The following is a 7285-nucleotide window of genomic DNA, read 5'->3' as shown; positions in this document are numbered from 1 at the left end:
CCACCTCGTCGGCCAGCGCCGTGCACTCGGCGGCAAGCTCCCGCTCGCCGTTCACCGCCGTCAGGATTTCGGCAGCCTTGCGCAGCGACGTGACGGCCATGAAGTTCGACGGCACGAGGAATCCGAAGGTCGTGGCGTCGTCCGAGGGGCGGAACGCCGAGACGATCAGCCCCACGGGTTTCACGGGGTTGCCGCGCCCCACATGGCAGCGGGTGTCCAGCTGACGGTCCGTCGTGCGCAGGAAGGTGTAATCGCCCGGACCCTCCTTCATCTGCTGTTCGCGCAGCGTCTTCACGATGTTGCGCATCGCCGAGGTCCACTCCCCGTCGAAGACCGACGTGTCGCCCGTGGTCTTCCAGTAGTGGTGCGCAAGGCGCAGAGGATAACAATGGGAGTCGATCTCCCACTTGCGCTCGAAGACCATCGGGTCGGCCTGCGGAAAATCCGTCTTGTTGTGCGCCCCCGTCGGCGCGACGTTGAAAGCGTTGGCATAAGGGTCGATGTTGATCAGCTTCAGCTGGCGGCGGATCACCCCCGCGATCATCTTCCGCAACGCCGGGTCCTCCTTACACAACTGCACGTAGGGCCACACCTGCGCCCCCGAGTCGCGCAGCCACATGGCCGGAATGTCGCCCGTGTAGACGTAGGTATCGGGATTGCCCGCCTCGTCCTCGCCGTAGTGTACGGTGGTGTCGAGCGTGTTGGGGAAGCAGTTGGCGAACATCCACCGCAGGCGTTCGTTGGTCAGAAGACCGCACACGCGGGCGATCTCCCCCTCTACCGCTTCCGACTTAAAAAGCCGCTGCTCCTCCGCGGGCCGCTGGTCGGCGTACGCCTCCGGTTCGTCGGGGCAGTACCACACCTTCTCTTCGGCCCCCATCTCGAAGCGCAGCTCCCCGCCCTTCATCACGTCGGCATGACCGATCCAAGGCTTCGTGTAGGGTTGACCATTGAGCCAAACACGCTGGATATATTTGTTCGCAGCGGAGTTGTTTTCGGCCGTGATCGTGAACACACCGCTCGGGACCTTCACTTCGGCCCGGTCGAAGAGCGGCGATCCGAACCAGTAGCGCCCTCCCGCAGGTTCGGCTTCGTACATTCCCAGCGACGAAAGAACGTACCACGCCGACATCTGACCCACATCCTCGTTGCCCGACAATCCGTCCGGCCGGTCGTGGTAGAGCGTCGTGAGCACCTCGCGGACCTTGCCGGCCGTCTTCCACGGCTGCCCCAGCATCGTATAGAGGTACAAAATATGGTGGCTCGGTTCGTTGCCGTGGGCGTACTGGCCGATCAGCCCCGAGATGTCGGGCGAGGTCTCGCCGCCTTCGATGACCGAACTTACCGTAAAGAGCGAATCCAGCTTTTCAATCATCTTCGCACGTGAGCCGAACAGCCCTTCGAGGCCCTTGACATCGTGCGGAGCCAGCCAGGTGTACTGCCAGGCGTTGCCCTCGCAGTAGTCGTCGGCGCGGTGCGTCGAGGCGAACGCATTGAAGGGCGTCCTCCAGCCTTTTTTCGAATCCCGGCCCCGCATAAAGCGCGTCGCAGGGTCGAAATAGTTGCGGTAGCTATGGCTGCGCTCCTCGAAATACTTCGCATCCTCCGCCTTGCCCAGCGTCTCGGCGGCACGCGCCGCCGCGCCGTCGGCCAAAGCGTACTCCATGTCATAGGCCACGGCCTCGTTGAACATCTCGCACGGGATGTAGCCGTACTCCATGCGCAGGCCGTTGCCCCGGTCGGGATTCATGGCCGTCTTACGGATCGCCTCGAAGGCCTTTTCGCGGTCGAAGCCCCCGATGCCCTTCACGATGGCGTCGGCCACAACCGGAATGCCCGGGTTGCCCACCATGCAGTCCGTCTCGTTGCCCCACAGGTGCCACACCGGAAGCCGCCCCTGCTCGTCAGAGATCGTCAGCATCGTCTGCACGATGTCGGCCATCTTCTCGGGATGCAGCACCGTCATCAGCGGCATTGCGGCCCGGTAGGTGTCCCACAGCGAGAAGGTCGTATAGTTCGTGAAATCGGCGTTGCGGTGGATCGCATGGTCCGAACCGTAGTAGTCGCCGTTCACGTCGCAGAAGAGCGACGGAGCCACCATCGTATGATACAGCGCCGTATAGAAGATGCGCTTCGACGTTTCATCCTCCGTCTCGATCTTCACCTTCGACAATTCATCGTTCCACGCCTTGTCGGCGGCCTTCGCCGTTTCTTCGAAATCCCACCCCGGAAGCTCCGCCGCGAGGTTTTCCCGAGCGCCCTCCACGCTTACGGGCGATAAAGCGACTTTCAGCGACACTTGTTCCCCGTCGGTTGTACGGAACGAAGCCCGGGCGTAGTTATCGCCGATGGTTTCGAATTTTTCGAAGGGTTTCGAGAACTCCGCGGCGAAGTAGACCCGCTGGTCTTTGGCCCAGCCCGTCGAGTGGCGCCAGCCCGTCACCGTCCGGTCGCCCTCCTTTGCGAGATGCGTCTCCGTGGCCTTGTCCCAGCAACCCCCGTTCTCCAGGTCGAAGACCACGGCTGCGGCATCCGACGCCGGGAAGGTGTAGCGGTGCAGACCCACGCGCGCCGTGGCCGTCAGCTCGGCCCGGATGCCGTAGCGCGTCAACGGAACCGAATAGTAGCCCGGCCGGGCAATTTCTTGGGTCCGGTCGGCATAGGACCAAAGACCCGATGTCGGATCATCCTCCGTGCCCCGGGCGTAGGTCACCTCGCCCGTGACGGGCATGACCGTCACGTCGAACAAATCGCCGATGCCCGTGCCGCTCAAATGCGTGTGCGAGAAGCCGATCACCGTCGAATCGCTCGCATGGTAGCCCGAGCACCAGTCCCACGTCTGCGGAATGCTCGTCGGACCCACCTGCACCAGGCCGAAGGGGACGTTGGCTCCCACGAAGACGTGCCCGTGGCCGCCTGTGCCGATCTTCGGATCGACATGGCGCGTGTAATTCTCCTCCGCGGCAGGCTGCGTGCACGTGCCCAGCAGGGCCGCGGCGAATAATAATCCGGTAAGTTTCATCTATTTTCCAGTTTGAAGTTCGAAAGTAAGTTTGCCGCCCTTGAGCAAGTCATCGTGCAAGATACGATAATTTTTCAGCGGTTTATCGCCCAGCGTCATCCGGTCGATATAGCCCTCGCCGTGTTTTTCGATCACCAGCGTTCCCCGCTCCGTGTCGATTTCGGCCCGGTCGAATGTCGGGGACGTCAGCGTGTAGTATGGTTCGCCCGGGCAGTCGGGGTAGAGGCCCAGCATCGTGAAGACAGCCCACGCAGACATCGTCCCCGTGTCGTCGTTGCCCGGGATGCCGTCGGGGGCGGTGGTAAAGTATCGCTCCAACAGCCGCCGGGTTTCCCGCTGCGTGCGCCACTCCTCGCCCCGGAAGCGGCTGAAAAGATACGCATAGGCGATGTCGGGTTCGTTCGCAGGGTCGTACAATCCCTCGTCGAAGACCATTTGCAGTTTGTCGATGAATTTGCGTCGTCCGCCCATCAGCTTCGCAAGCCCCTCCACGTCGTGCGGAACGTAGAACGTATAGTTCCACGCACTCCCCTCGTGGAAGCCCGGAGCCGCCGTGAAGTTCTCGCCCGCCTTCGGGTCGAAGGGGCTTAAAAAAGTTCCGTCGGGATGGAGCGGACGCAAAGTCCCGCTTTCCGGGCTGTAATAACGCTTATAGCCCAATGAGCGGGCGCGGAACAGACGCGCGTCGTCCCCGTGTCCGAGCGAGTCGGCAAGCAGCGACAGCGCAGCGTCGGCCATGTAGTACTCCAGCGCGTGCGAGACGGAGGTGTCGCCCGCAAGGTCCTTGGCATAGAATCCCAGCGGGATATAGCCTTTCTCGATATAGGGGTCGAGGTCGGGCCGCATGCGGTTCTGCGCACCGGGCGTCGTGGCCGACTTGCGCATCGCCTCGTAGGCCTTGGCGACATCGAAATCCCGAAGGCCCTTCATCCAGCTGTCGACGATCACCGGGATCGCAGGGTCTCCCTCCATCGTGAAGGTCTCGCGGCCGTAAAGCTCCCATTTCGGAAGCCAACCCCACTCCTCGTACATCCCCGTCATCGAGCGCAGCATCTCCCGCTGACGATCCGGGTAGACAAGCGTCAGCAGCTGGTGCAGGTTGCGGCAGGTGTCCCACAGCGAGAAGACCGTATAACGTTCGCCATCCGTCACGCCCGTCTCGCCCGAACGCTCCATCAGCGGGTATTCGCCGTTCACGTCGCTCACGAGGTTCGGGTGCAGCAGCGCATGGTACAACGCCGTGTAGAACACCCTCTGCTGCTGCTCGGCGCCGCCCTCGACCCGGATTCTGCCCAGAGCCTCGTTCCAGCCCTTGCGGGCCTGTTCCCGGATGGCGTCGAACGGCGCGTCCGCGGCCTGCTCGGCATCGAGGTTTTTGCGCGCGTTCTCCGTAGAGACATACGAAATGCCCATGCGCACCTCCACCTGCTCGCCCGCCGCAAGGCCGTCGAAGGAGAACCAGTAGCCCACGTCGTCGCCCGAAAGCTCGCGCCCGTACTCCGTGTAGAGTTTATACCTCCCGTTGTCCGGCGTCCACTCCGCCTCCACGCCCGTCATCTTCCGTTGCTTCTTCCAATAGCCGCCGGCACTCGGAGTCTTCGAAACCCGAAGCACGAAGTACACCGGGAAAACCTTCTGCGCATTGTAGCAGAACGTCCCCAGCAACTTCGTGCCCTCGATCTCCGTGGCGCTCACCCGGCGAACCATCGCGCCGCTCTCGTTCGTAAGCCCCTCGCCCAGATTTAACAGAATATGCCCTGTGCCTTCCGGAAAGGTGTACCTCTCGGCCGAGGTACGCGCCGTGGCCGTGGCTTCGGCAAGGACGCCGTACTTGTCCAGAAAGACCGAGTAATAGCCCGGAGAGGCCTTTTCGTCCCGGTACGACGTGCCGTACTCCCGGTAATCCACCGTCAGAGGGCCCGTCGTGGCCATCGTCAGCAGCGACCCCATTTCGGGGCACCCCACGCCGCTCAAGGCGCCGTGCGCGAAGCCCGTGAAGAATTTGTTGTGGTATTCGTAGGGCGTGGACCACCAGCGGGCGTCCTTGTCGTAGACGTTCTCCTCCGACCCCATGACGTTGAACGGAACCACCGACATCATCCCGTGCGGCGTGACGGCCCCGGGGTTCGCGGTCCCGAAGTTCGTAGTCCCGATGAACGGGTCGACCCGGTCGGCAGGGGTCTGCGCAGAAGCCGCAGCGCCGAAAACGGCTGCGGCGAGCGCCAAGGTAAACAGCGTTCGTCGCAGTCGCATCAGAGGATCGAGTTTTGCTTCGTGAAGTCGATAATTTCAGGGATATAGCCGAACGCAAGGCCCGTGACGGTGTCGGCGCATCCGTAGTAGACGGCCACGCGTCCCGTCGCGGGGTCGTGCAGCGCAGCGCACGGGAACGTAACGTTCGGAACGTCGCCCATGCATTCGTACGTTTCGCGCGGGGAGATCAGGTAGGGACCGCTGCGGGCCGTGACCTTCCACGGCTCCTCCAAATCCAGCAATGCCGAGCCGAAGGCGTAGACATAGCCGTTGCATGAGCGAAGCACCCCGTGGTAGAACAGCAGCCAGCCCTCCGAGGTCTCGATGGGAACGGGGCCCGCGCCGATCTTCATGCACTGCCACGCCGAAACCTCGAACGCCGAGGGAGACATCACATGACGGTGGCGGCCCCAGAACTCCATGTCGGGGCTCTCCGAATAGAAGATGTCCCCGAAGGGCGTGTGACCCGTGTCGCTCGGACGCGACAGCATCGCGAACCGGCCCCCGATCTTGCGCGGAAACAGAACCCCGTTGCGGTTATAGGGAAGAAATGCGTTTTCAAGCTGGTGGAACGTCTCGAAGTCATCCGTCCACGCAATGCCGATCGTCGGCCCGTGGTAGCCGTTGCACCACGTAACGTAGTATTTGTCGCCGATCTTCGCAACGCGAGGATCGTAGCCGTAGACCCACTGGCCGATCTCGGCGTCCGCACCCTCCAGCCGGAAGTCGGACTCCTCGATCTCCCACCGAAGGCCGTCGACCGAAAAGCCCACGTGGATGCGCATCCGGCGGTTCGTGTCGTCGCACCGGAAAACGCCCGCATAATTATACTTGCCTTTCCTGAAGGGAACGACCGCCGAGTTGAAGATCGAATTCGACGTCGAAAGCGCATGACGCCCGATGATCGGGTTCTGCGTGTAACGCCACATCACCTCTTTGGAGCCGGCGGGACGGTCCTCCCACGGCATATCGGGCTGATTCGAGCCCGCAATTTTCAGTGTATCCATATAAATTATTTGTCGTTTGGTTTGTCGTCATAGGTAAAGGGAACCAGCCGGGTGATCACAAAAGCCGGAATGGTGGCGAGCATCACCGCGAGGAAGAAGATCCGGTAGCTCATCAGATCGCTCAAAAAGCCCGAAGCCATGCCCGTGAGCATCACCGAGAGGTTCATAATACCCGAAGCGAAAGCGTAGTGCGCCATCTGGTGACGTCCCGGAGCGACCTGCTGCATCATAAACAGCGTGAGGCCCACGAAGCCGAAGCCGTAGCCGAAGTACTCCACGACGATGCCCCCGCCGACGAGCCACATGCTCGAAGGCTGGAACCATGCAAGCAAGGCGTAGACCCCGAACGGCAGGTTGAAGATACAGCACAGCGTGAAAAGAGTGCGCCGCAGACCTCGGCGGGCGATGTAGTAGCCCGCCAAAAGCGAGCCTATGAGAAACGCCCCCGCGCCGAAAGTCCCGTAGTAAAGGCCGATCTGCTGGTTCGTAAGACCCAAGCCCCCGGATGCGGTATCCGCTTTGAGGAACAGCGGAACGATCTTCATCACGAAGCCCTCGCCCAACCGGTACAGGATGATGAAGGCGATATAATACCAGATGTGTCTCTTCGTGAAAAAAGCGCCGATGACCTCGCGCAGACCCGACAGGCCATCCCGCAGCGAGCGGCCTTCTGAAGCCGAGCCGCCTGAAGGAAGCGCGCGGAGATGGTAAAGGCCCAAAGCAACGAGCGTGACGCACAGGAGCAGCAAAACGACCGTCCACGAACGGACATAAGCGTCGAACGATGCGGTCCCCGAGGTGCTGAAACCCTCGTAAAGCCACCCCGCAAGCCACACCAGACCGCCCGTGGCGACCAGTTTCGCAAGGTTGTAGAACGCCCCCTGCCAGCCGATGTATTTCGCCTGGGACGCAGGCGATAGCTCCGACATGTAGACTCCGTCGGCCGCGATGTCGTGCGTCGCCCCGCTGAAGGCAACGACCGCAAAGACAGCAACACTGACCG

The 7285-nt window shown here is 62.0% G+C and carries 4 protein-coding genes; all 4 read right to left on the bottom strand.

Translation table 11 applies throughout. The features are described from left to right. Positions 1–3022 (bottom strand): GH92 family glycosyl hydrolase (locus DWW03_RS16125; RefSeq protein ID WP_118407051.1); only part of this gene is annotated, 3022 nt, incomplete at its 3' end. Next, the gene (locus tag DWW03_RS16120; protein WP_118407050.1) at positions 3023–5275 is read right to left on the bottom strand and encodes a GH92 family glycosyl hydrolase; all 2253 of its coding nucleotides are present in this window, start codon (positions 5273–5275) and stop codon (positions 3023–3025) included. Further along, positions 5275–6282, bottom strand: a complete 1008-nt coding sequence (locus tag DWW03_RS16115) for a glycoside hydrolase family 130 protein (RefSeq protein WP_118407049.1) — start codon at positions 6280–6282, stop codon at positions 5275–5277. The genes DWW03_RS16120 and DWW03_RS16115 overlap by 1 nt, the downstream gene beginning before the upstream one ends. A 5-nt stretch (positions 6283–6287) precedes the next feature. Beyond that, the coding region (locus DWW03_RS16110; RefSeq protein ID WP_118407048.1) for an MFS transporter at positions 6288–7285 on the bottom strand (998 nt) is incomplete at its 5' end.

This window comes from Alistipes sp. AF14-19 (genome assembly GCF_003461645.1).
Classification (GTDB): domain Bacteria; phylum Bacteroidota; class Bacteroidia; order Bacteroidales; family Rikenellaceae; genus Alistipes; species Alistipes shahii.
The sequence above is the reverse complement of the archived record's forward strand: the minus strand, read 5'-3'. Positions and strand labels throughout refer to the sequence as shown.